The 22,352-nt window shown below is 72.6% G+C and carries 22 protein-coding genes; 19 read left to right on the top strand and 3 right to left on the bottom strand.

Annotation, left to right across the window (positions count from 1 at the left end; all coding sequences use genetic code 11):
• Positions 1–167: 167 nt before the first annotated feature.
• From ACFY7C_RS33265 to ACFY7C_RS33200, 14 genes are all read left to right on the top strand, one after another.
• Complete coding sequence (locus ACFY7C_RS33265; RefSeq protein ID WP_389658071.1) at positions 168–1,826, top strand: CTP synthase; 1,659 nt, start codon at positions 168–170, stop codon at positions 1,824–1,826.
• Positions 1,827–1,914: 88 nt separating this feature from the next.
• Entirely contained in the window at positions 1,915–2,541 is a 627-nt protein-coding gene (locus ACFY7C_RS33260; RefSeq protein WP_389658068.1) for an NUDIX domain-containing protein, read from the top strand.
• 192 nt (positions 2,542–2,733) lie between these two features.
• Positions 2,734–4,749 (top strand): tetratricopeptide repeat protein, encoded by a 2,016-nt coding sequence (locus ACFY7C_RS33255; protein WP_389658065.1) that lies wholly within the window; start codon positions 2,734–2,736, stop codon positions 4,747–4,749.
• A gap of 181 nt (positions 4,750–4,930) precedes the next feature.
• The gene (ald, locus tag ACFY7C_RS33250; protein ID WP_389658062.1) at positions 4,931–6,046 is read left to right on the top strand and encodes an alanine dehydrogenase; all 1,116 of its coding nucleotides are present in this window, start codon (positions 4,931–4,933) and stop codon (positions 6,044–6,046) included.
• A gap of 470 nt (positions 6,047–6,516) precedes the next feature.
• Entirely contained in the window at positions 6,517–7,542 is a 1,026-nt protein-coding gene (locus tag ACFY7C_RS33245; RefSeq protein WP_345492490.1) for a ParA family protein, read from the top strand.
• Entirely contained in the window at positions 7,527–8,021 is a 495-nt protein-coding gene (locus tag ACFY7C_RS33240) for a hypothetical protein (protein WP_389658059.1), read from the top strand. Before ACFY7C_RS33245 ends, ACFY7C_RS33240 begins: the two co-directional genes overlap by 16 nt.
• A 48-nt stretch (positions 8,022–8,069) precedes the next feature.
• Complete coding sequence (locus tag ACFY7C_RS33235) at positions 8,070–9,536, top strand: segregation/condensation protein A (protein WP_389658056.1); 1,467 nt, start codon at positions 8,070–8,072, stop codon at positions 9,534–9,536.
• Positions 9,533–10,129, top strand: coding sequence for an SMC-Scp complex subunit ScpB (gene scpB, locus ACFY7C_RS33230; protein ID WP_389658053.1), 597 nt, complete (start codon positions 9,533–9,535; stop codon positions 10,127–10,129). Before ACFY7C_RS33235 ends, scpB begins: the two co-directional genes overlap by 4 nt.
• A gap of 14 nt (positions 10,130–10,143) precedes the next feature.
• Positions 10,144–11,253 carry a pseudouridine synthase gene (locus ACFY7C_RS33225; protein ID WP_389658050.1) on the top strand — a complete coding sequence of 370 codons (1,110 nt, stop codon included), beginning with the start codon at positions 10,144–10,146 and terminating at the stop codon, positions 11,251–11,253.
• Positions 11,254–11,403: 150 nt separating this feature from the next.
• Positions 11,404–12,063, top strand: a complete 660-nt coding sequence (gene pnuC, locus ACFY7C_RS33220; RefSeq protein WP_389658047.1) for a nicotinamide riboside transporter PnuC — start codon at positions 11,404–11,406, stop codon at positions 12,061–12,063.
• On the top strand, positions 12,060–13,139 hold the full coding sequence (locus tag ACFY7C_RS33215; RefSeq protein ID WP_389658044.1) for an AAA family ATPase: 1,080 nt from the start codon (positions 12,060–12,062) through the stop codon (positions 13,137–13,139). Before pnuC ends, ACFY7C_RS33215 begins: the two co-directional genes overlap by 4 nt.
• A complete protein-coding gene (locus tag ACFY7C_RS33210) occupies positions 13,136–13,876 on the top strand; it encodes an NUDIX domain-containing protein (protein WP_389658041.1) in 741 nt (246 codons plus the stop codon). Before ACFY7C_RS33215 ends, ACFY7C_RS33210 begins: the two co-directional genes overlap by 4 nt.
• A complete protein-coding gene (locus ACFY7C_RS33205) occupies positions 13,873–14,889 on the top strand; it encodes an ADP-ribosylglycohydrolase family protein (RefSeq protein WP_389658038.1) in 1,017 nt (338 codons plus the stop codon). Before ACFY7C_RS33210 ends, ACFY7C_RS33205 begins: the two co-directional genes overlap by 4 nt.
• Positions 14,890–14,893: 4 nt before the next feature.
• A complete protein-coding gene (locus ACFY7C_RS33200) occupies positions 14,894–15,721 on the top strand; it encodes a DNA polymerase beta superfamily protein (protein WP_389658035.1) in 828 nt (275 codons plus the stop codon).
• Here the strand turns inward: ACFY7C_RS33200 and ACFY7C_RS33195 are convergent.
• Genes ACFY7C_RS33195 through ACFY7C_RS33185 form a run of 3 tightly spaced genes read right to left on the bottom strand, consistent with a single transcriptional unit; the run spans position 15,638 to position 17,246 of the window.
• A complete protein-coding gene (locus tag ACFY7C_RS33195; protein WP_389658032.1) occupies positions 15,638–16,390 on the bottom strand; it encodes a DNA polymerase beta superfamily protein in 753 nt (250 codons plus the stop codon). The genes ACFY7C_RS33200 and ACFY7C_RS33195 overlap by 84 nt on opposite strands.
• Positions 16,391–16,400: 10 nt before the next feature.
• Positions 16,401–16,865, bottom strand: coding sequence for a Rieske (2Fe-2S) protein (locus ACFY7C_RS33190; RefSeq protein WP_389658029.1), 465 nt, complete (start codon positions 16,863–16,865; stop codon positions 16,401–16,403).
• Between the two features lie 45 nt (positions 16,866–16,910).
• Entirely contained in the window at positions 16,911–17,246 is a 336-nt protein-coding gene (locus tag ACFY7C_RS33185; protein ID WP_389658026.1) for a DUF952 domain-containing protein, read from the bottom strand.
• 145 nt (positions 17,247–17,391) lie between these two features.
• On the opposite strand from ACFY7C_RS33185, the gene aroH reads away from it, so the two are divergent.
• The 5 genes from aroH to der all read left to right on the top strand — a co-directional run bounded on the left by aroH (position 17,392) and on the right by der (position 22,329).
• Positions 17,392–17,754 (top strand): chorismate mutase, encoded by a 363-nt coding sequence (gene aroH, locus ACFY7C_RS33180; protein WP_389658023.1) that lies wholly within the window; start codon positions 17,392–17,394, stop codon positions 17,752–17,754.
• Complete coding sequence (locus tag ACFY7C_RS33175) at positions 17,751–18,839, top strand: prephenate dehydrogenase (RefSeq protein ID WP_389658020.1); 1,089 nt, start codon at positions 17,751–17,753, stop codon at positions 18,837–18,839. Before aroH ends, ACFY7C_RS33175 begins: the two co-directional genes overlap by 4 nt.
• Positions 18,840–19,437: 598 nt before the next feature.
• A complete protein-coding gene (cmk, locus tag ACFY7C_RS33170; RefSeq protein ID WP_389658017.1) occupies positions 19,438–20,169 on the top strand; it encodes a (d)CMP kinase in 732 nt (243 codons plus the stop codon).
• A 53-nt stretch (positions 20,170–20,222) separates the two neighbouring features.
• Positions 20,223–20,810 carry a lysophospholipid acyltransferase family protein gene (locus ACFY7C_RS33165; protein ID WP_389658159.1) on the top strand — a complete coding sequence of 196 codons (588 nt, stop codon included), beginning with the start codon at positions 20,223–20,225 and terminating at the stop codon, positions 20,808–20,810.
• Positions 20,811–20,880: 70 nt separating this feature from the next.
• On the top strand, positions 20,881–22,329 hold the full coding sequence (gene der / locus ACFY7C_RS33160; protein WP_389658014.1) for a ribosome biogenesis GTPase Der: 1,449 nt from the start codon (positions 20,881–20,883) through the stop codon (positions 22,327–22,329).
• Positions 22,330–22,352: the final 23 nt, after the last annotated feature.

The raw sequence follows: 22,352 nt of genomic DNA, 5'->3' as shown, positions 1-22,352 counted from the left end.
GCCGGAAGCGGTCTCCCGATGTCGCTGATACCCTGGTACCCCGTGGACCGGTGGGAAACGGCGAGAGCCGAAGACCCCGAAACCGCAGCGACGGCACCCCCCGATTCTTCCCGAGGGGCCGCCGGAACGCACCTCCAGAACGCGACCACGGGAGCCCCCTCTTGGCGATGCCGCCCAACACCACGACGACCAAGCACATCTTCGTCACCGGGGGTGTCGCCTCCTCCCTCGGCAAGGGCCTGACCGCCTCCAGCCTGGGTGCGCTCCTCAAGGCCCGGGGCCTGCGGGTCACGATGCAGAAGCTCGACCCGTACCTGAACGTCGACCCGGGCACGATGAACCCGTTCCAGCACGGTGAGGTGTTCGTCACCAACGACGGCGCCGAGACCGACCTGGACATCGGCCACTACGAGCGCTTCCTCGACGTCGACCTCGACGGCTCGGCCAACGTCACCACCGGCCAGGTCTACTCGCAGGTCATCGCCAAGGAGCGGCGCGGCGAGTACCTCGGCGACACCGTCCAGGTCATCCCGCACATCACCAACGAGATCAAGTCCCGCATCCGCCGCATGGCCACCGACGACGTCGACGTCGTCATCACCGAGGTCGGCGGCACCGTCGGCGACATCGAGTCGCTGCCGTTCCTGGAGACCGTCCGCCAGGTCCGCCACGAGGTCGGCCGCGACAACGTCTTCGTCGTGCACATCTCGCTGCTCCCCTACATCGGCCCTTCCGGCGAGCTCAAGACCAAGCCGACCCAGCACTCGGTCGCCGCGCTGCGCAACATCGGCATCCAGCCGGACGCCATCGTGCTCCGCGCCGACCGTGACGTCCCCACCGCCATCAAGCGCAAGATCTCGCTGATGTGCGACGTGGACGAGGCCGCCGTCGTCGCCGCCATCGACGCCAAGTCGATCTACGACATCCCGAAGGTGCTGCACACCGAGGGCCTGGACGCCTATGTCGTCCGCAAGCTCGACCTGCCCTTCCGCGACGTGGACTGGACCGTCTGGGAGGACCTCCTGGACCGCGTCCACAACCCCGAGCACGAGGTCACCGTCGCGCTCGTCGGCAAGTACATCGACCTGCCCGACGCCTACCTTTCGGTGACCGAGGCCATGCGGGCCGGCGGCTTCGCGAACAAGGCCCGGGTCAAGGTCAAGTGGGTCACCTCCGACGACTGCAAGACCCCGGCCGGCGCCGAGAAGCAGCTCGGCGACTGCGATGCGATCCTCATTCCCGGCGGCTTCGGCGACCGCGGTGTCTCCGGCAAGGTCGGCGCCATCCGCTACGCCCGGGAGAACAAGGTGCCGCTGCTCGGCATCTGCCTCGGCCTGCAGTGCATCGTGATCGAGGCCGCCCGGAACCTGGCCGACATCCCCGAGGCCAACTCCACCGAGTTCGACCCGGCCACCGCGCACCCCGTCGTCTCGACGATGGAGGAGCAGCTGGCGTACGTCGAGGGCGCCGGCGACCTGGGCGGAACGATGCGCCTGGGCCTCTACCCGGCGAAGCTCGCCGAGGGCTCGGTCGTGCGCGAGGTCTACGGCGACCAGCCGTACGTGGAGGAGCGCCACCGCCACCGCTACGAGGTGAACAACGCCTACCGCGCGGAGCTGGAGAAGAACGCCGGTCTGGTCTTCTCGGGCACCTCCCCGGACAACAAGCTCGTCGAGTTCGTCGAGTACCCGCGTGAGATCCACCCCTACCTGGTCGCCACCCAGGCGCACCCGGAGCTCAAGTCCCGCCCGACGCGCCCGCACCCGCTCTTCGCGGGTCTGGTGAAGGCGGCCGTCGAGCGCAAGACGGGCAAGTCGGCCGAGTAGCCCGCTGGGGTTAACGTTGCCGGGGTACGCGTCCCTTCCGGGACGCGTACCCCGGTTTTTTCGCAGACGGGCAGTGGGAGGACAGCTGATGCAGGTGCAGGACACCCCGGAGGAGTGGCGGGTCGTCGCCACCACCACCCCCTTCACGGGCAACAAGACGAGTGTCCGCACGGACGACGTGGTGATGCCGGACGGCTCGGTCGTCCACCGCGACTACCAGGTGCACCCCGGGTCGGTCGCGGTCGTCGCCCTCGACGAGCAGGACCGGGTCGTCCTGCTCAAGCAGTACCGGCACCCGGTGCGGCAGAAGCTCTGGGAGATCCCGGCCGGTCTGCTCGACGTGCCCGGCGAGAACCCGCTGCACGCGGCGCAGCGCGAGCTGTACGAGGAGGCGCACGTCAAGGCGGAGGACTGGCGGGTGCTCGCCGACGTGTACACCACGCCCGGCGGCTGCGACGAGGCCGTACGGATCTTCCTCGCCCGTGACCTGTCCGAGGCGGAGGGCGACCGCTTCGAGGTCGCCGAGGAGGAGGCCGACATGGAGCTGGCCCGGGTGCCGCTCACGGACCTGGTGCGCGGTGTCCTCGCCGGCGAGCTCCACAACAACTGCCTCGTGGTGGGCGTGCTGTCGCTGATGGCCGCGCGCACGGGCGACGGCCTGGACGCGCTGCGACCCGCGGAGGCGCCCTGGCCGGCACGGCCCTTCGCGGCGTAGGCCGGAGCCGGGGGCGAGGGAGCGCGGGCCCGTGACGCCCGCGGCCGACCGGTCGGACAATCCAGTGATCCGATCGGGGGACGTGTCCGCCGCGCTCCGCCGGGTAAGCGCTGCCCGCTGAACTACGCTCGTGATCGCCCGTGCGGAGACCCCCGCGGGATCGGCGTGCGCAGGTGGACGGGAGCGTGGCCCGTGACGGATCAGGCGGTTGGGGGTACCCCCGGACGAGGTCTGGAGGAGGTCGGCGCCTCACAGTTCTACGGCCGCCAGCGGGAACTGAAGGCGTTGCGGGCGGACATCGAACGCACCGGGCTCGACACCCTGACCGGCCGCAAGGCACCCCGCGCCCGGGTCCTGCTGATCGCGGGCAAGCCCGGCTCCGGGCGGACCGCGCTCGCCGAGGAACTGATCGCCTCGCTCGCCGACGGCTACCCCGGCGGGGTGTTCCGCACCCGCCTCACCGAACCCGGCGGCGAGCCGGTGCCCACCGCCCGGGCCGCCCAGGACCTGCTCGCCGCCCTCGGCGTCGCCGAACCGCCCGGCGCCGCGGAGGACGAGCTCGCCGCCCTGGTCCGCGAGGCCTTCGCCGACCGCAGGGCGCTGCTGCTCCTCGACGACGCCGTCGACGCCGAGCAGGTCGACCCGCTGCTGCCCGACAACCCCGAGACCCTGGTCGTGGGCGTGGCCCGAGGCCCGCTCACCGGCATCCCGGACGTGCGGCCCTGCACCGTCGGCGGGCTCGACCCCAAGTCGTCGATCGACATGCTCACCGGATTCACCGGCTCCGTCCGCGTCACCGTCGACCCGCAGGCCGCCGAGAGCCTGGCCGAGGAGTGCGGCGGACTGCCCGGCGCCCTCGTCCTGGCCGGCGGCTGGCTGGCCGCCCGCCCCAAGGCATCGGTGGCCGACCTCACCAAACGGCTGCGGGCCCTCTCCGGCGACCCGGTCTCCCGCGCCTTCGCCCTGGTCCACGAGTCCCTGCCGCAGCCGGCCGCCCGGATACTGCGACACCTCGCCCTGGCCCCGCTCGGCCGGGCCGACGCCCACACCGCCTCCGCCCTGGCCGGCTGCTCCGTCTCCGCCGCGGCGACCACCCTCGCCGACTTCACCGCGCTGGGACTCGTACGGGAGATCCCCGACGGCGACGGGCAGTACCAGGTGCCGGGGTATCTGATGCCGCTGCTCCGGGCCGAGCTGGAGGAGCACGACCGGCCGGCCGAGGTGCAGCTCGCCCGGGCCCGGATGCTGGAGCGGACCGTACGGCTGCTGCAGTCGGGCCGCGCGGTCACCGAGCCCGAGGGTTCGCCGGCCCGGCGCCGGCTCGCCGGACTGCCCCGGGCCCTGCGCTTTCCCGACACCGTCACCGCCGGGGCCTGGCTGGACAGCCGCCGGCCCGTGCTGCTGGCCTCCGCCCGGCTCGCGGTCGCCGACGGGGAGCTCGACACCCTGGCCCGCCGGCTGATCGCCGCCCTGGTGCGGGCGCTGGCCGCGCACCGGGGCGCCGAGGCCGCCGCCCCCGATCTGTACGGGCTGCACCGGCTGGTCCTGGACGTCGCCGAGCGGCGCGGGCTGCACCGCGAGCGGGCCGCGGCCCTGCTGAACCTGGCCGACCTCGATGCGAGGACCGGTCGCACCAAGGACGCATTGCTGCGATATCGGTCGGCTTTGGATGCCGGAAGAGAAGCAAATGATCCGTACGCGACCGGCCGCGCAATGGAATCCGTAGGTGGGGCCTATCAGGAGCTGGGTGACTGGCAGCGGGCCGGTGACTGGTACGGGCGGGCCCTGGCCCAGCGTCTCGCCCGGGACGAGCGTGCCGACCAGGCCCGGCTCTACGGCCGGCTCGGCGCGGTGCACACCTACGCGGGGCGTTACGGGGAGGCGCTGCGGAACTGGCGGGCCGCCGCCGCGGGCTACCGGCGGCTCGCCGATCTCCCGGGCTACGCACGGGCGTTGAGCGAGGCGGCCCGGGTCCAGGAGTACGCGGGCCGGCCGGACGAGTGCCTGCGCACCTGCGAGGAGGCGGTCGAATGGGCCCGCCGGGCCGGGGACGTACGGCTTCAGGCGGCGCTGCAGCTGAGGCTGGCCGACACCCTGGACCGGCTCGGCGACCCGGCGGCCGCCCGGCTGCACCGGTCCGCCTCGGAAAGACTCCTTGGAAGCGACCCCTCCGCCTACGAAATCCGCAGTGGGTTCGGCGAAGATTAATACTTTGAAAGGCTAGACAGGGGGAACTCCTTCATTAGACTGGGTGCGCCGCGTTGGATCGCGGTCTGTCCCGGTGCGCCGTAGAGCTTCCGGGTATGTATGGCTTTGTCAGGACCACTGGCTCTGCCACACCGCAGCACACCCCCCGTTGTCCCCCCTGATTCAAGGACCGTGATCGACGATGAAGGTCGGCATCCCCCGCGAGGTCAAGAACAACGAGTTCCGCGTGGCCATCACCCCTGCCGGTGTCCACGAGCTCGTCCGCAACGGCCACCAGGTCTTCATCGAGCAGAACGCCGGTGTCGGATCCTCGATCACCGACGCGGAGTACGTCGCCGCCGGTGCCGAGATCCTCGCCACCGCCGACGAGGTCTGGGCCACCGCGGACCTGCTGCTCAAGGTCAAGGAGCCCATCGCGGAGGAGTACCACCGCCTCCGCAAGGACCAGACCCTCTTCACCTACCTGCACCTCGCCGCATCCAAGGAGTGCACGGACGCCCTGCTGGAGTCCGGCACCACCGCCATCGCGTACGAGACGGTCGAGACCGCGAACCGCGCGCTCCCGCTGCTCGCCCCGATGTCCGAGGTCGCGGGCCGCCTGGCCCCGCAGGTCGGCGCCTACCACCTGATGCGCTCGGTCGGCGGCCGCGGCGTGCTCCCCGGCGGCGTCCCCGGCACCCACGCCGGCGAGTGCGTCGTCATCGGCGGCGGCGTGTCCGGCTGGAACGCCACCCAGATCGCCGTCGGCATGGGCTTCCACGTGACCCTGCTCGACCGCGACATCAACAAGCTCCGCGAGGCCGACAAGATCTTCGGCACCAAGGTGAAGACGATCGTCTCCAACGCCTACGAGCTGGAGAAGGCCGTCATCGAGGCCGACCTCGTCATCGGCGCCGTCCTCATCCCGGGCGCCAAGGCCCCGAAGCTGGTCACCAACGAGCTCGTCGCCAAGATGAAGCCCGGAAGTGTCCTTGTCGACATTGCCATCGACCAGGGCGGCTGCTTCGAGGACTCCCACGCGACCACCCACGCCGAGCCGACCTTCCAGGTCCACAACTCGGTCTTCTACTGCGTCGCCAACATGCCGGGCGCGGTCCCGAACACCTCCACCTACGCCCTCACCAACGCCACGCTGCCCTACATCGTGTCGCTGGCGAACAACGGCTGGGCCGAGGCGCTGCGCCGCGACGCCGCGCTCGCCAAGGGCCTCAACACCCATGACGGCAAGGTCGTCTACCGCGAGGTCGCCGAGGCCCACGGCTACGACCACGTCGAGCTGAGCAGCCTGCTGGGCTGACCTCACGAGGCTTGCGGCGCGGCCGCAGAAACGGTCGGTCAACCCGTACCGTCAACCTCATGCACCGGGCCGGACCTTGCTACGCGAGGTCCGGCCCGATGTGTGTCCGGCCACGTTCCGACGCCTGGTCAACTCGCCTCGAACGTAACTCTTTAACCGTTTCGCGCAGCCCCGAAACGTGCGGTTCCCTGCGTGCGGACCCTTGACAGCGGGGTGTTCGGTCGCCGACACATCGGGCCGGGTCCGGCGGATTGTGTTGCTGCGGAGCGGTGACACGCCATAGAGTCGCCAACCGTCGGCATGGTGCCACGCTGACCTATCGATAAATGTTCCTGGTCACATCCAAGGAGGTAAGACGACTTGTGAATGAGTCGACATTTACTCCCGGGGGTGCGGAGCCAGGAGCCCCGATCGGCTCCGTCGCGGTGCGGACCTTCGCGACGCACCAGCCCATGACGCCAGCCCATACGATGAAGATGACGGACGGCCTACACGTGAACGCCACGGCCGGCAACGAGATGGGCCGAGAGTCCACCCACTTCGCCGCCTATGACGAGGTGCCCGAGGGGCACTTCTACGACCCCGACGCCGAGTACGAGCCCGATCCGGAGTACGCGGCCACCCTCGCGCCCGACGCTGCCCGCCAGCGCCGCGAGCGGATCGGCCCCACCGGACGGCCCCTGCCGTACTTCCCGATCCCGGGCCCGCTGACCGACCACGGCCCCGCGAAGATCATCGCGATGTGCAACCAGAAGGGCGGCGTCGGCAAGACCACGTCGACCATCAACCTGGGCGCGGCGCTCGCGGAGTACGGACGCCGGGTGCTGCTCGTCGACTTCGACCCGCAGGGTGCCCTGTCGGTCGGTCTCGGCGTGAACCCGATGGAGCTCGACCTCACCGTCTACAACCTGCTCATGGAGCGGGGGATGTCGGCGGACGAGGTGCTGCTCAAGACCGCCGTGCCCAACATGGACCTGCTGCCGAGCAACATCGACCTCTCGGCCGCCGAGGTGCAGTTGGTCAGCGAGGTCGCGCGCGAGTCCACGCTCCAGCGGGCGCTCAAGCCGCTGATGAACGACTACGACTACATCGTGATCGACTGTCAGCCCTCGCTCGGCCTGCTGACCGTGAACGCCCTGACGGCCGCTCACAAGGTCATCGTGCCGCTGGAATGCGAGTTCTTCGCGCTGCGCGGAGTGGCCCTGCTGACCGAGACCATCGAGAAGGTCCAGGAGCGGCTCAACCCCGAGCTGGAGCTCGACGGCATCCTCGCCACGATGTACGACTCGCGGACGGTGCACTCGCGCGAGGTGCTCGCGCGCGTCGTCGAGGCCTTCGACGACCACGTGTACCACACGGTGATCGGCCGGACCGTGCGCTTCCCGGAGACCACGGTCGCCGGCGAGCCCATCACGACGTACGCCTCGAACTCCGTGGGCGCCGCCGCCTACCGTCAGCTCGCCAGGGAGGTGCTCGCCCGGTGTCACGCCGAGTGAGTCTCCCCGGCGCCGACGAACTGTTCCGTACGACCGGTGGGACGGCGCTCCAGGCGTCCTCGCCGCGCCGGACCGTTCCGTCACCCGCGGGTGAGAGCGACTCGGCCGCGGGGGCGGGAGCGGAGGGCCCGGGCACGAGTGAGCACGCCGCGGCGGACTCGGAGGCGGCCGAGCCGCGCGCCCGGACGCCGGAGCCGGAGGCCGCCAAGGGCGCGGCCCCGGCCGCCGCCCGGCGGCGGGGCGGCCGCACCACCAACCGGCGCCCCAGCGGGCGCGAGCGCCACGACGAGAAGATCACGGTCTACGTCTCCGCCGAGGAGCTGATGGACCTGGAGCACGCCCGTCTGGTGCTGCGCGGCGAGCACGGCCTCGCCGTCGACCGCGGCCGGATCGTCCGCGAGGCGGTCGCCGTGGTCCTGGCGGACCTGGAGTCCCGCGGCGACGCGAGCATCCTCGTGCGCCGCCTGCGCGGCCGCTGACGGTAGCCTGCGGGCTCCCGCCACCCCCGCTCCACCAGGACCATCCCCATGCCCCCACCCCCTGACGAAACGTCCCGCCCTCCCCGCCGCCGCGCCTTGGGCCGGGGCCCGGGCGCGTCGCCGTCACCGGCGTCACCGACGGCGGGGGAGCGGCCGGAGCCGCGCGAACCGCACGGACCCGTGCCGGCGCCTTCGGCGGGCGCACGGGCCTCAGCCGCCTCGAAGGCCGGTGCGGAGCGCGTGGACGGCCCGGGCGGCTCGGAAGGCCCCGACGGGCCCGAGGGGCCGCGGGAGCGCCTGGAGGCCGCCAGGGCGGCCACGGAGGCCGGGGCGGGGCCGGACGCCGACCGGGACGGCTCGGAGGGCCTGGAAGGCCAGTACGAGGCGGGCGAGGCGCCGCACGCGGAGCAGCAGGACGGCCTCCCGGCCGGGCCGCGGCATGACGCAGAGCCGGTCGCCGTACCGGACAGGGCCCTCCAGCTGGACTCCGTGTCGGAGGTCGTGCCGGGCAGGGCCCAGCAGGACTTCGTATCGGAGGTCGTGCCGGGCAGGGCCCAGCAGGACTCCGTACCGGACTCTGTCCTGGACGGGCCGCGGCTGGAGGCCGTCCCGAGCGCCCTGCCGGAGGCAGTGGGGTCCGGGGGCGCGTCGGGCGAGCCCGGTGGTCCGACGGCGCCCGCCACGGGCGCGCCCGCGCCCCCCGTGGGTGCCGACGGGCGGTTCACCGTGCGGTTGGCGAACTTCGAGGGGCCGTTCGATCTGCTGCTGCAGTTGATCGCCAAGCACAAGATGGACGTCACCGAGGTCGCCCTCTCCAAGGTCACCGACGAGTTCATGGCCCACATCCGGGCCATGGGGCCCGACTGGGACCTCGACCAGACGACCGAGTTCCTCGTGGTCGCCGCGACCCTGCTCGATCTCAAGGCCGCGCGGCTGCTGCCGGCCGCCGAGGTGGAGGACGAGGCGGACCTGGCCCTGCTGGAGGCGCGGGACCTGTTGTTCGCGCGGCTGCTGCAGTACCGCGCGTACAAGAAGATCGCCGAGATCTTCGCCGAGCGGTGGGAGGCGGAGGGGCGTCGCCACCCCCGGACCGTCGGGCTCGAGCCGCACCACGCCGAGCTGCTGCCCGAGGTAGTCATCTCCATCGGCGCCGAGGGCTTCGCCAAACTCGCCGTCAAAGCCATGCAGCCGAAGGCCAGGCCGCAGGTGTACGTCGACCACATCCACGCCCCGCTGGTCAGCGTGCGCGAGCAGGCCGCCGTCGTGGTCGCGCTGCTGCGCGAGCGCGGCACCCTGAGCTTCCGGGAGCTCGTGGAGGGCGCCGACGACACCCTCACCGTCGTCGCCCGCTTCCTCGCGCTCCTGGAGCTCTACCGCGAGAAGGCCGTCGCCCTCGACCAGGAGACCGCCCTCGGCGACCTCACCGTCTCCTGGACCGGCGGCGAGACGGACGCCGCGGCCACCGCCGTCACCGACGAGTTCGACCAGGAAGCCCCCCAGGAGGACGCCCGATGAGCGATCTCAAGCCCGCCCTCGAAGCCGTCCTCATGGTCGTCGACGAACCCGCCACCGAGGCCCACCTCGCCAAGGTCCTCGAGCGCACCCCGCGCGAGGTCGCCGACGCCCTGAACGAGCTCGCCGACGAGTACACCGTCCAGGGCCGCGGCTTCGAGCTCCGCCGGGTCGCCGGCGGCTGGCGGTTCTACACCCGTGCCGCCCACGCGGCCGCCGTCGAGGCCTTCGTCCTGGACGGCCAGCAGGCCCGGCTCACCCAGGCGGCCCTGGAGACCCTGGCGGTCGTCGCGTACCGCCAGCCGGTCAGCCGGTCCCGCGTCTCCGCCGTGCGCGGAGTGAACTGCGACGGGGTCATGCGCACCCTCCTCCAGCGGGGTCTGGTGGAGGAGGCGGGCGCGGAACCCGAAACAGGTGCGATCCTGTACAGGACGACGAACTACTTCCTGGAGCGGATGGGCCTGCGCGGCCTGGACGAACTCCCGGAGCTCGCCCCCTTCCTCCCCGAGGCGGAAGCGGTCGAGCCGGACTCCCTGGAGGGCGTTCCGTCGTTCGATCCGGACGCAAGCGAGCCGGACGCAGACGAGAACGAGTAGACGACGGAAGTTTGATGCGAAGCAGCAGCGGCAGGAACAGCGGAAACAACGGCGGGAGCCGTGGTGCCAAGAGCGGCGGCCGCGGCAACTACAGGGGTGCGGGCAACAGCCGCGACGAGCGCGGCCAGAGCGCCGGCCGCCCGCGCCGGCCCCGCCCCGAGGAGCGCTCCTACGACGTCGACGGCCTGGCCGGGCGCCCCTCCGACGGCCCGAAGCGCGGTCGCGGCGACGCCGCCCGCGGCGGTGCCAAGGGCGGTCCCAAGCAGTCACCCAAGCGCGGTGGCGGCCGCACCGCCCCGGCGCGCTCGCGCGAGTACGACGCCCGCGCCGAGGAGCGCAACCGCGAGCGGTACGCGAACAAGCCCGAGATCAAGACCCCGAAGACCTTCCCGGGCGCCGAGCAGGAGGGCGAGCGCCTGCAGAAGGTGCTCGCGCGCGCCGGCTACGGCTCGCGCCGCGCCTGCGAGGAGCTGGTCGAGCAGGCCCGCGTCGAGGTCAACGGCGAGATCGTGCTGGAGCAGGGCCTGCGGGTCGACCCCGAGAAGGACGAGATCAAGGTGGACGGCCTGACCGTCGCCACCCAGTCGTACCAGTTCTTCGCGCTGAACAAGCCGGCCGGGGTCGTCTCCACCATGGAGGACCCCGACGGCCGCCAGTGCCTCGGTGACTACGTCACCAACCGCGAGACCCGGCTCTTCCACGTCGGCCGGCTCGACACCGAGACCGAGGGCATCATCCTGCTCACCAACCACGGCGAGCTGGCCCACCGTCTCACCCACCCCAAGTACGGCGTGAAGAAGACCTACCTGGCCGCCATCACCGGTCCACTGCCCCGCGAGGTCGGCAAGCGGCTCAAGGACGGCATCCAGCTGGAGGACGGCTACGTCCGCGCCGACCACTTCCGGGTCGTCGAGCAGACCGGCAAGAACTACCTGGTCGAGGTCGTGCTCCACGAGGGCCGCAAGCACATCGTGCGCCGCATGCTCGCCGAGGCGGGCTTCCCGGTGGAGAAGCTGGTCCGCACCGCCTTCGGCCCGATCACCCTGGGCGACCAGAAGTCGGGCTGGCTGCGCCGCCTGAGCAACACCGAGGTCGGCATGCTGATGAAGGAAGTCGGCCTGTAGCCACCCCCGCCACCCCGCGGTCACTCCCTGAGGGGAGCGAAGGGCCCGCGACCGCCACACCGGCGGTCGCGGGCCTTTTTCGTACTTGTGGTCGAGCCCCGTCGCCTTTTATAGTCACCCTGACTCTTAAGGGCTCAAAGGGAGGCGAGCATGAGTCTCGCGAACGTCCTGGACCCGCTCCAGCAGCCGCTCTTCACGCTCCTCGACACCCCGGTCTCCTGGACCGAGGTGCTGGGCTTCGGGAGCGGGGCGCTCTGCGTCTGGCTCGTCGCCCGTCAGCACCTCGCCAACTGGCCGATCGGCATCGCCAACAACGTCTTCTTCGTCCTGCTCTTCACCCAGAGCGGGCTCTACGCCGACGCCGGCCTCCAGATCGTCTTCATCGCCCTCGCCGCCTACGGCTGGTGGACCTGGACCCACGGGGGTGGACCAGGCTCCGCCACCCAGGCCCTTCCGGTACGGCGCACCAGCCGCACCGAATGGACCTGGCTGATCGCGGCGGGGGCGGTGGGGACCCTCGCCCTCACCCTGCTCCTCGACCGGGCCACCGACTCGAACGTCCCCTTCTGGGACGCCCTGACGACCGCCCTGTCCCTGATGGCCACCTACGGCCAGTGCCGCAAGCGGCTGGAATGCTGGTGGCTCTGGATCGCCGCCGACGTCGTGTACGTGCCCCTGTACGCGTACAAGGAGCTCTACCTCACCTCGGTGCTGTACGTCGGCTTCATGGCGCTCTGCGTCATCGGCCTGCGCGGCTGGCACCGGGACATCGCGTCCCGTCCCCTCCACGTCCGGGAGGCCGCGGCATGACCCGCTTCGGACACGGCCTCGTCCTCGGCAAGTTCTATCCGCCGCACGCCGGCCACCACCACCTCGTCCGCACCGCGCGCGAGCGGTGCGACCGCCTCACCGTGCTCGTCTGCGCCTCCTCCGTCGAATCCGTGCCCCTCGCCGACCGCGTCGCCTGGATGCGCGAGATCCACCCCGACGCCCTCGTCGTGGGCGCCGTCGACGACCACCCCGTCGACCTCCACGACCCCGAGGTGTGGGACGCCCACATGGCGGTGTTCCGGGCCGCCGTGCCCGAGACCGTCGACGCCGTCTTCACCTCCGAGCCGTACGGGGAGGAGCTCGCCCGCCGCTTCGGCGCCGCCTCCGTCTGCGTCGACCCCCACCGGCTCCGCCACCCCGTCTCCGGCACGGCCGTGCGCGCCGACCCGGTCGCCCACTGGGACCGGCTGGAGGCCCCCGTACGGGCCGCCCTCACCCGCCGCGTCGTCGTCCTCGGCGCCGAGTCCACCGGCACCACCACCCTGGCGCTCGCCCTCGCCGACCACTACCGGCGACGCGGCGGCGTGTGGGCCGGCACCCGCTGCGTCCCCGAGTACGGACGCGCGTACAGCGAGCTCAAGCTCGCCGAACTCCGCGCCGAACAGCCGGACGCCACCTGGTCCGACGTCGCCTTCCACTCCACGGACTTCCCCGTCATCGCCCTGCGCCAGGCCGAACTGGAGGAGGAGGCCGCCCGCGACGGATCGCCCGTGCTCATCTGCGACACCGACGCCTTCGCCACCACCATCTGGCACGAGCGGTACATGGGCACCACCAGCCCCGGCACCGGCGAGATCGCCGCCCGGGGCCGCCAGCACCTGTGGCTGCTCACCGACCACCGGGGCGTCGACTTCGAGGACGACGGACTGCGCGACGGCGAGCACCTGAGGCCCTGGATGACCGCGCGCTTCCTCACCCAGCTCGCCCACACCGGCCGCCGCACCGTCGTCCTCACCGGTCCCCACGAGGAGCGCCTCGCCACGGCCGTCGCCGCCGTGGACGCGCTCCTCACCGAGGGCTGGCACTTCACCGACCCCCTCCCGGAACGCCGATGAGCACCGCGCATCCCGCGCCCGACGGCTACGACAAGTACGCCTTCGAGCCCTTCGCCCTCACCGCCGACCTCGCCGTCCTCACCGTCCGCGAGCAACGCCTGCACGTCCTGCTCGTCCAGCGCGGCCAGGAACCCTACGCCGGCGCCTGGGCACTGCCCGGCGGCTTCGTCCTGCCCGACGAGTCCGCCGAGCGGGCCGCGCGCCGCGAACTCGCCGAGGAGACCGGCCTGTCCGGGGACACCGCCGCCCGGCTCCACCTGGAACAGCTGCGCACCTACAGCGAACCCGACCGCGACCCCCGGATGCGGGTCGTCTCCGTCGCGTTCACCGCGCTCGTCCCCGACCTGCCCGAGCCGCGCGGCGGCGGCGACGCGGCGCAGGCCCGCTGGCTGCCGTACGAGGACGTCCGCGACCTCGCCTTCGACCACGACCGCATCCTCGCCGACGCCCGCGAACGCGTCGGCGCCAAGCTCGAATACACCTGTCTCGCCACCGCCTTCTGCCCGGCCGAGTTCACCCTCGGCGAGCTGCGGCAGGTGTACGAGACGGTCTGGGGCGTCACGCTCGACCGCCCCAACTTCCGGCGCAAGGTCCTCGCCACCCCCGGATTCGTCCGGCCCGTCGAGGCACCACCGCGCCGCACCGGCGGACGGGGGAAACCGGCCGCTCTCTACCGGGCGGGCGAGGCCACGACCCTGCACCCGCCACTGCTGCGACCGGAAGGACGGACGGCATGACGAACGGCACCACCAAGAGGGCCGCGACGGGGGCGTTGATCGGGCTGGCGCTCGGCGACGCGCTGGGGTTGCCCACGGAGTTCATCGACGTGGCGACGATCACCCGTTGGTACGGACCGTGGCGGGACCTCGCGCTCCCCGAGAAGGGCCGCGTCACGGACGACACCCAGATGACCCTCGCCTTCGCGCGAGGCATCCGCACCGCCACGGACCGGGGTGCCCTCACTCCGCCGCGGCTCGCCCGGCCGCTGCGGGAGGAGTACGTGGAGTGGTACAGGTCCCCGGAGAACAACCGGGCCCCCGGCCGCACCTGCATGGTGGCGTGCCAGTTGCTGTCGACGGACCGGCTCTGGCAGGACGCCAGCCAGGTCGGTTCCAAGGGCTGTGGCGCCAACATGCGGGTCGCGCCCATCGGCCTGGTGCCCGGTCTGAGCGACGAGCAGCGGGCCGGCGCCGCCCAGCTCCAGTCCGCCCTCACCCACGGCCACCCCACCGCCCTGGCCGCCTCCGACCTGACCGCCCGCGCGGTGTACCTGCTCGCCCAGGGCGCGGACCCCACCGGGCTCGTCGGGCAGCTCCGCTCGTACGCGCTGGACAACCGCTCCCGCTACGACGAGCGCTGGCTCGGCGACCTGTGGACCCGCTCCCAGGACCCCAGTGCCCCGCACTTCATCCGGCGCGGCTGGGACGAGTGCCTGGCCGTCCTGGAGCGCCTGGACGCCGTCCAGCGCACCGCCGACCCGGAGCTCGACCCCTGCACGTACACCGGCGACGCCTGGATCGCCGAGGAGGCGCTCGCCACCGCCCTGCTCTGCTTCCTGCTCTTCCCCGACGAGCCCCTCACCGTCCTGCGCCGCGCCGCCTGCACCCGCGGCGACTCCGACTCGATCGCCGCCCTCGCCGGCGCCTTCGCCGGTGCCCACCTGGGCGCGGACGCCTGGCCGAAGGAGTGGGCGGAACGCGTCGAGTACCGCGACGAACTGCTGGCCTTCGGCGCGCTCTGGGACGCGTGAACCCATGACGCACCCGAAGGTGTCCGCAGCCGACCTGTCCGACGCCGGGCTGCCCGGCCTCGACCTGTCCGACGCCGGGCTGCCCGGCCTCGACCTGTCCGCCGTCGTCGCCGAGCAGCCCGACCCCCTGCTGTTCGCCACCGTCTCCGGCGCGCACCTCTACGGCTTTCCCTCCCGCGACTCCGACGTGGACCTGCGGGGCGTGCACCTGCTGCCGGTCGCGGGGCTGATCGGCCTGCGCGAGCCGGAGGAGACCCGGACGCGCATGTGGGACCGGGACGGGGTGGAGATGGACCTGGTCACCCACGACCTGCGGAAGTTCGTCCGGCTCATGCTCCGGCGCAACGGCTACGTCCTGGAACAGCTCACCTCACCGCTGGTCGCCCACACCTCCGCCCCGCACGCCGAACTGTGCTCCCACGTGCCGGACGTGGTCACCTCCCGCCACGCCCACCACTACCGGGGCTTCGCCGGCACCCAGTGGCGGCTCTTCGAGAGGAGCGGCGAACTCAAGCCGCTCCTCTACACCTACCGGGCGCTGCTCACCGGCATCCACCTCATGCGGTCCGGCGAGATCCAGGCCCATCTGCCGACGCTCGCCGCCCAGGTGCCCGAGGCACCCGCCCGTCTGCCCGAGCTGATCGAGGCGAAGGCCGCCGCCGAGCACGGGCCGGCGACGGTGGCGACGGAGGACGTACGCGGGGAGGTGGAGCGGCTCCACGAGGTCCTGGACGCGGCCCAGGCCGCCTCAGGACTCCGCGACGAGACGGACGCCCTCGGCGCCCTGCACGATCTCGTGGTGCGGGTCCGCCTCCAGCACGCGCAGGGCTGAGGCGCGGCGGGCGCGGGCCAGGAAGTCCTCGATGCGGGGGGTGTCCGGGGCCTCGGGGAGGGGGCTGGTGGTGTGGGCGTGGTCGGCCTCGTCCTGGAGGCGGTTCATCCAGGACTCGACCTCCGGCCAGGCCACCTCGCCGCGCTTCACCGCGAGCAGGCGCTCCCGGTGCTCGCCGACGTCGACCCGGAGCTCGCCGCTGCGCAGCAGGTCGCGGCAGCTGGTGAGCAGGCGCAGCAGGTGCATGGCGTGCTTCCAGCGCGGGGCGCCGTACTGGCGGACGTCGGCGTCGAGCTTGCGGCGCTGGCCGCTCGCGTAACGGACGAAGGTGGCGTGCGAACGGCGGGAGAGGAACGCGTCGCGCAGCGACAGCAGTTCGCGGCCGGTCGCGTCGGCGTGCTCGACGACGGGGGAGTGGAGGCACTCCAGGACGTTCGGATTGTTGCGCAGGGCGAGCTCGCAGAAGCGTTCCAGCTCCCAGCTGAACTGCTCGGGGGCAGGACCCTCCACATGGGCCGGCGGCTTGTCGAACCGCCAGAACAGCGGGGTGGGGGCGAGAAACACGCCCCTGCGGTCGGTGTCGCTGTCCTCGGTGGCCAGACCGAACGCGCGCGACCCCATGACACAGGAGTAGATCGTGTGGTCGCGCACCAGTTCCTCGGGAGTCATGCGCGACAGGCTAGGCCAGAGTGATGGTGTCCGCCGACACATCGATAGTCTCGGCCGGCAGCGGGCGGGGCGCCGGCCCGGCGGCGACCGAACCGTCCGCGACCCGGTACTTCGAACCGTGGCACGGGCAGTCGATCGTGCCGTCGGCGACCTTGTCCACGAGACAGCCCTGGTGGGTGCAGACCGCGGAGAAGGCCTTGAACTGCCCGGCCCGGGGCTGGGTCACCACGACCTTCTCGTCCTTGAAGACCTTTCCGCCGCCGACCGGGATCTCGGACGTGCGGGCGAGCGCCTCACCGGGCGCGGGGGGCGTGGCGGGGGACTCGGCGGGCGCGGAAGGCGTGGCGGGCGATCCGGCCGGGGACGAGGGCGCGGGCTCCTCCTTCGTGCCGTCCGATCCGCCCCCACAGCCGGAGACCAGGACCGCTCCGGCGAGGAGCGCCGTACGACGGGGCAGGGCGTCAGAAGTCGTCATGCCGACCAGCTTGGCCGCGCGCCCCGCGCCCGTACCGCAACACGCCTACGCCCAGGGCGTCAGCTCCCTCGCACGGCCGTCCGCGTCCCGCCGCACCTCCAGGACCGCCGTCACCGCGGACCGCTCGATCGGCCCGTACACATGGGGGAAGAGCATGTCCCGCGAGCCCTCCCAGCGGACCTCGCCGGCCAGCCGCGTCTCGTCGATCACCAGGACCAGGAGCGGTCCCGCCACGCTCCCGTAGTGGCCGTCGGCGATCGCGAGGGCGGCCGTCTCGTCCGGGGAACAGTGGACGAAGCCCTCGGCGGCGAGGGACGGCGGGGCATAGGGACGGCCGGGATCGGCGGACCATTCGTCCAGCGGTACGACGTGCAGCAGCATCCGACAGTTGTACCCCGGCGCCCCCGCCCGTCGGACCCGGCCCGCCCGCCGCCCGCTCGCCGTCTCGGAGGGCGGGCGCCGCGACCGCCGGTGCGCGGACCTGACTAGGCTGGTCGGAGCACTGACGCAGGCGAAGGAGTACGAGGTGGCGGTACGAGCCGTCCGAGGCGCCGTCCAGCTGGAGCGGGACGAGGCCGGACACATGCACGAGCAGGTCGAGGAGCTGCTCACCGCCGTGCTCGAACGCAACGGCCTGAGCGCGGACGACCTGATCAGCATCTGGTTCACCGCCACGCCCGATCTGCACTGCGACTTCCCGGCCGCGGCCGCCCGCCGCATCGGCATCGTGGACGTCCCGCTCATCTGCGCCCAGGAACTCGACATCGCCGGTGCGATGCCGAGGGTCGTACGGCTCCTCGCCCACGTCGAGTCGGACCTGCCCAAGTCGAAGATCGCGCACGTCTACCTCGGCGCCGCGGCCGCCCTGCGCAAGGACATCGCCCAGTGAGAACCGCGCTCGTCATCGGAACCGGCCTGATCGGCACCTCGGCGGCGCTCGCCCTCGCCGGCCGGGGCGTCACCGTCCACCTGCGCGACCACGACCCGGCCCAGGCCCGGACGGCCGCCGCGCTCGGCGCCGGCACCGACGAGGCGCCCGACGGTCCGGTGGACCTGGTCCTGGTCGCCGTCCCGCCCGCGCACGTGGCCGGCACCCTCGCCGAGGCGATCCGGTCGGGCCTCGGCCGCGGCTACCTGGACGTGGCCAGCGTCAAGGGCGGACCCAAGCGGGAGCTGGAGCAGCTGGGCCTGGACCTCACCACGTACATCGGGACCCACCCGATGTCCGGCAAGGAGCGCTCCGGGCCGCTGGCCGCCACCGCCGACCTCTTCGAGGGCCGGCCGTGGGTGCTCACCCCGACCCGGGACACCGACACCGAGGTCCTCAACCTCGCCCTCGAACTGGTCGCCCTGTGCCGGGCCGTCCCCGTCGTCATGGACGCCGACGCCCACGACCGGGCCGTCGCGCTGGTCTCGCACACGCCGCAGCTGGTGTCGTCGATGGTCGCGGCCCGCCTGGAGGAGGCCGACGAGACGGCGGTACGGCTGTGCGGGCAGGGCATCCGTGACGTCACCCGGATCGCCGCGTCCGACCCCCGCATGTGGGTCGAGATCCTCTCCGCGAACCCGGGGCCCGTCGCCGACGTCCTCGCGGGCGTGGCGGCGGACCTCGACGAGACGGTCCGGGCCCTGCGCGCCCTCCAGTCCGGCGACGACGCCAAGCGCCGCGACGGCGCCTCCGGCGTGGCGGACGTGCTGCGGCGCGGCAACGCCGGCCGCGCCCGCGTCCCCGGCAAGCACGGCGCCGCCCCCACCGTGTACGAGACCGTCGCCGTCCTCATCAGCGACCAGCCCGGCGAGCTGGCCCGCATCTTCGCCGACGCAGGCCGGGCCGGCGTCAACATCGAGGACGTCCGCATAGAGCACGCGACGGGCCAGCAGGCCGGTCTCGTCCAGCTGATGGTGACCCCTTCCGCGGCGCCCGTCCTGGGCGCGGCACTGCGGGAACGGGGCTGGGCCCTGCGTACGACCTGACCGCGGCGGGAGCGTCGCGGCTGCGCCTGCGCCCCGCCGGGGCGGTGCCGGCCCGTTTCCGGGCGCGGCGCGCCGCTGGGCCTTCGCCCCGCTGGGCCTTCGCCCCGCTGGGCCTTCGCCCCGCTGGGGCGGTGCCCGCTCGGGCCTGCCTGTCGCCGCCCCCGTTGTGGGCATTCGTTCCGCTGGGGCGGAACGGGTGGGCACAACGGAACGGTGCCCCTTGCCGGGCCTAGGCTCCCGGTGCCTTGACCCGCACCACGAATGCGGGGCCGTCGTGGTGCGGCTAGGAACAGGTGCGGAACGCGCCCGCATGGGCGCCGTCCCGTGTGCCCACCCGTCCCGCCCTGCGGGACGATTGCCCACACGGGCGGGCCACAGGCCCACACGGGCGCGGAGCGCGGGCGGTGGCTCGCACAGGTGGGCGGCGGCCCGCGCGCAGGCGGGCACACGGGTGGGCCGCAGGGGCCCCGCGGGGGTGGGCGCCGCACCGGTGGGTGATTGCGCGGACGGGCGCGGGGCGGGGGCCGCGGCGCTGGGTGCGGGCGGGCGCTGGGCCGAATGGGTGCGGGGGACTCGGTAACCTTGTGGGGGTCCCCGCATGTACGACGGGGGCTGCCGCTCACCCAGGAAGGCGTTCCCCACCGTGGAAACCGTGATCGTCGCCATCGACGGCCCCTCCGGCACGGGCAAGTCGAGCACCTCGAAGGCGGTTGCCGCCAAGCTGGGGCTGAGCTATCTCGACACCGGGGCCCAGTACCGGGCCATCACCTGGTGGATGATCAGCAACGGCGTGGACGTCACCGACGCCGACGCGGTCGCGAACGCCGCCGGCAAGCCCGTCATCGTCTCCGGCACCGACCCCGCCAAGCCCACCATCACCGTGGACGGGGTGGACGCCTCCGGTCCGATCCGGACCGAGGAGGTCACCTCCAAGGTCAGCGCCGTCAGCGCCGTCCCCGAGGTGCGCACCCTGATCACCGAGCTCCAGCGGTCCATCGCCAAGGGCGCCGAGCTCGGCATCGTCGTCGAGGGCCGGGACATCGGCACCACCGTCCTGCCCGACGCCGACCTCAAGATCTTCCTCACCGCCTCGCCCGAGGCCCGCGCCGCCCGTCGCTCCGGAGAGCTCAAGGGCGCCGACGTGCACGCCACCCGGCAGGCCCTGATCAAGCGGGACGCGGCCGACTCCAGCCGCAAGACCTCCCCGCTCGCCAAGGCCGACGACGCCGTCGAGGTCGACACCACCGACCTCACCCTCGACCAGGTCATCGAGTGCGTCGTGACCCTGGTGGAGGAGAAGCGGGGCCAGAAGCCGGCGGCCGCCCTGTGACCCAGCCCTCCGAGAAGGGTGCCGCCGTCGGCCGGGGCATCGGCATCGGCCTGATGTACGGCCTCTGGAAGCCGCGCGTCCTCGGCGCCTGGCGGGTGCCGGCCTCCGGCCCCGTCATCCTCGCCGTCAACCACGCGCACAACATCGACGGCCCCATGCTCATGGGCACCGCCCCGCGTCCCGTCCACTTCCTCATCAAGAAGGAAGCGTTCGTCGGGCCGCTCGGCAGCTTCCTCACCGGCATCGGGCAGGTCAAGGTCGACCGCCACGGCACCGACCGCACGGCGATATCCGACGCCCTCGCGGTCCTGGAGCACGGCGGCGTCCTCGGCATCTTCCCGGAGGGCACCCGCGGCGAGGGCGACTTCGCCTCGCTGCGCGCCGGACTCGCCTACTTCGCCGTCCGCAGCGGCGCCCCGATCGTGCCCGTCGCCGTCCTGGGAAGTTCCGAGCGGCGCGGACGGTTGATCAAAGCACTGCCGCCGCTGCGCGGCCGCGTCGACGTCGTCTTCGGCGAGCCCTTCGAGGCAGGCGACGGCAGCGGCCGGCGCACCCGCAAGGCGCTGGACGAGGCGACGTACCGCATCCAGGCACGGCTCACCGAACACCTGAAAAACGCCAGGCGCCTCACCGGGCGCTGAGCGACACTCTCAGTAGTGGGCCCCGGAATCCGGGGACCCACCGACCACGAATGATCAAGGAACGGACTTCATGAACGACCAGCACGACCACGGGGCACTTGGCGACGCCGAGTACGCGGAGTTCATGGAGCTCGCCGCGGAAGAGGGCTTCGACGTCGAGGACGTCGAAGGCGCGATCGAGGAGGCCGGGCACGGCCCGCTCCCCGTCCTCGCCGTCGTCGGCCGCCCCAATGTCGGCAAGTCGACCCTGGTGAACCGGATCATCGGCCGCCGCGAGGCGGTCGTCGAGGACAAGCCGGGCGTCACCCGCGACCGCGTCACCTACGAGGCCGAGTGGGCGGGCCGCCGCTTCAAGGTCGTCGACACCGGCGGCTGGGAGCAGGACGTCCTCGGCATCGACGCCTCCGTCGCCGCCCAGGCCGAGTACGCCATCGAGGCCGCCGACGCCTGCCTCTTCGTCGTGGACGCCACCGTCGGCGCCACCGACACCGACGAGGCCGTCGTCAAGCTGCTGCGCCGGGCCGGCAAGCCGGTCGTGCTCGCCGCCAACAAGGTCGACGGCCCCTCCGGCGAGGCCGACGCCGCCATGCTGTGGTCCCTCGGTCTCGGCGAGCCGTTCCCCGTCTCCTCGCTGCACGGCCGCGGCACCGGCGACCTGCTCGACGAGGTCCTCAAGGCGCTGCCCGAGGCCCCCGAGCAGCGCTTCGGCAACGCCGTCGGCGGCCCGCGCCGCATCGCCCTCATCGGCCGCCCCAACGTCGGCAAGTCCTCCCTCCTCAACAAGGTCGCCGGCGAGGACCGGGTCGTCGTCAACGAGCTGGCTGGCACCACCCGTGACCCGGTCGACGAGCTGATCGAGCTCGGCGGCACGACCTGGAAGTTCGTCGACACCGCGGGCATCCGCAAGAAGGTCCACCTCCAGGAGGGCGCGGACTACTACGCCTCCCTGCGGACCGCCGCCGCCGTCGAGAAGGCGGAGGTGGCCGTCATCCTCATCGACACCACCGACCACATCTCGGTCCAGGACCAGCGCATCATCACGATGGCGGTCGAGTCGGGCCGCGCCATCGTCATCGCCTACAACAAGTGGGACGAGCTCGACGAGGAGCGCCGCTACTACCTGGAGCGCGAGATCGAGACCGAGATGCAGCAGGTCTCCTGGGCGCCCCGGGTCAACGTCTCCGCCAAGACCGGCCGCCACATGGAGAAGCTGGTCCCGGCCATCGAGACGGCCCTCGCCGGCTGGGAGACCCGCGTCCCCACCGGCCGGCTCAACGCCTTCCTCGGCGAGCTGGTCGCCGCCCACCCGCACCCGATCCGCGGCGGCAAGCAGCCCCGCATCCTCTTCGGCACGCAGGCGGGCACCAAGCCGCCCCGGTTCGTGCTCTTCGCCTCCGGCTTCCTGGAGGCCGGCTACCGCCGCTTCGTCGAGCGCCGGCTGCGCGAGGAGTTCGGCTTCGAGGGCACCCCGATCCACATCTCGGTGCGGGTGCGCGAGAAGCGCGGCAAGAAGAAGTGAGCGGAACGGCTGAGGGCCGGGGC

The sequence above is a fragment of the Streptomyces sp. NPDC012769 genome (assembly GCF_042901205.1).
GTDB lineage: Bacteria > Actinomycetota > Actinomycetes > Streptomycetales > Streptomycetaceae > Streptomyces.
This window is presented reverse-complemented; position numbering and strand designations above follow the sequence as displayed.

Excerpts from the sequence above, each read along its gene's own strand:
- ACFY7C_RS33265 (WP_389658071.1), top strand. The coding sequence starts at position 168 with ATGCCGCCCAACACCACGACGACCAAGCACATCTTCGTCACCGGGGGT.
- ACFY7C_RS33260 (WP_389658068.1), top strand. The coding sequence starts at position 1,915 with ATGCAGGTGCAGGACACCCCGGAGGAGTGGCGGGTCGTCGCCACCACC.
- ald (WP_389658062.1), top strand. The coding sequence starts at position 4,931 with ATGAAGGTCGGCATCCCCCGCGAGGTCAAGAACAACGAGTTCCGCGTG.
- ACFY7C_RS33245 (WP_345492490.1), top strand. The coding sequence starts at position 6,517 with ATGAAGATGACGGACGGCCTACACGTGAACGCCACGGCCGGCAACGAG.
- ACFY7C_RS33235 (WP_389658056.1), top strand. The coding sequence starts at position 8,070 with ATGCCCCCACCCCCTGACGAAACGTCCCGCCCTCCCCGCCGCCGCGCC.
- scpB (WP_389658053.1), top strand. The coding sequence starts at position 9,533 with ATGAGCGATCTCAAGCCCGCCCTCGAAGCCGTCCTCATGGTCGTCGAC.
- ACFY7C_RS33225 (WP_389658050.1), top strand. The coding sequence starts at position 10,144 with ATGCGAAGCAGCAGCGGCAGGAACAGCGGAAACAACGGCGGGAGCCGT.
- pnuC (WP_389658047.1), top strand. The coding sequence starts at position 11,404 with ATGAGTCTCGCGAACGTCCTGGACCCGCTCCAGCAGCCGCTCTTCACG.
- ACFY7C_RS33215 (WP_389658044.1), top strand. The coding sequence starts at position 12,060 with ATGACCCGCTTCGGACACGGCCTCGTCCTCGGCAAGTTCTATCCGCCG.
- ACFY7C_RS33210 (WP_389658041.1), top strand. The coding sequence starts at position 13,136 with ATGAGCACCGCGCATCCCGCGCCCGACGGCTACGACAAGTACGCCTTC.
- ACFY7C_RS33205 (WP_389658038.1), top strand. The coding sequence starts at position 13,873 with ATGACGAACGGCACCACCAAGAGGGCCGCGACGGGGGCGTTGATCGGG.
- ACFY7C_RS33200 (WP_389658035.1), top strand. The coding sequence starts at position 14,894 with ATGACGCACCCGAAGGTGTCCGCAGCCGACCTGTCCGACGCCGGGCTG.
- ACFY7C_RS33195 (WP_389658032.1), bottom strand. The coding sequence starts at position 16,390 with ATGACTCCCGAGGAACTGGTGCGCGACCACACGATCTACTCCTGTGTC.
- ACFY7C_RS33190 (WP_389658029.1), bottom strand. The coding sequence starts at position 16,865 with ATGACGACTTCTGACGCCCTGCCCCGTCGTACGGCGCTCCTCGCCGGA.
- ACFY7C_RS33185 (WP_389658026.1), bottom strand. The coding sequence starts at position 17,246 with ATGCTGCTGCACGTCGTACCGCTGGACGAATGGTCCGCCGATCCCGGC.
- cmk (WP_389658017.1), top strand. The coding sequence starts at position 19,438 with ATGTACGACGGGGGCTGCCGCTCACCCAGGAAGGCGTTCCCCACCGTG.
- ACFY7C_RS33165 (WP_389658159.1), top strand. The coding sequence starts at position 20,223 with ATGTACGGCCTCTGGAAGCCGCGCGTCCTCGGCGCCTGGCGGGTGCCG.
- der (WP_389658014.1), top strand. The coding sequence starts at position 20,881 with ATGAACGACCAGCACGACCACGGGGCACTTGGCGACGCCGAGTACGCG.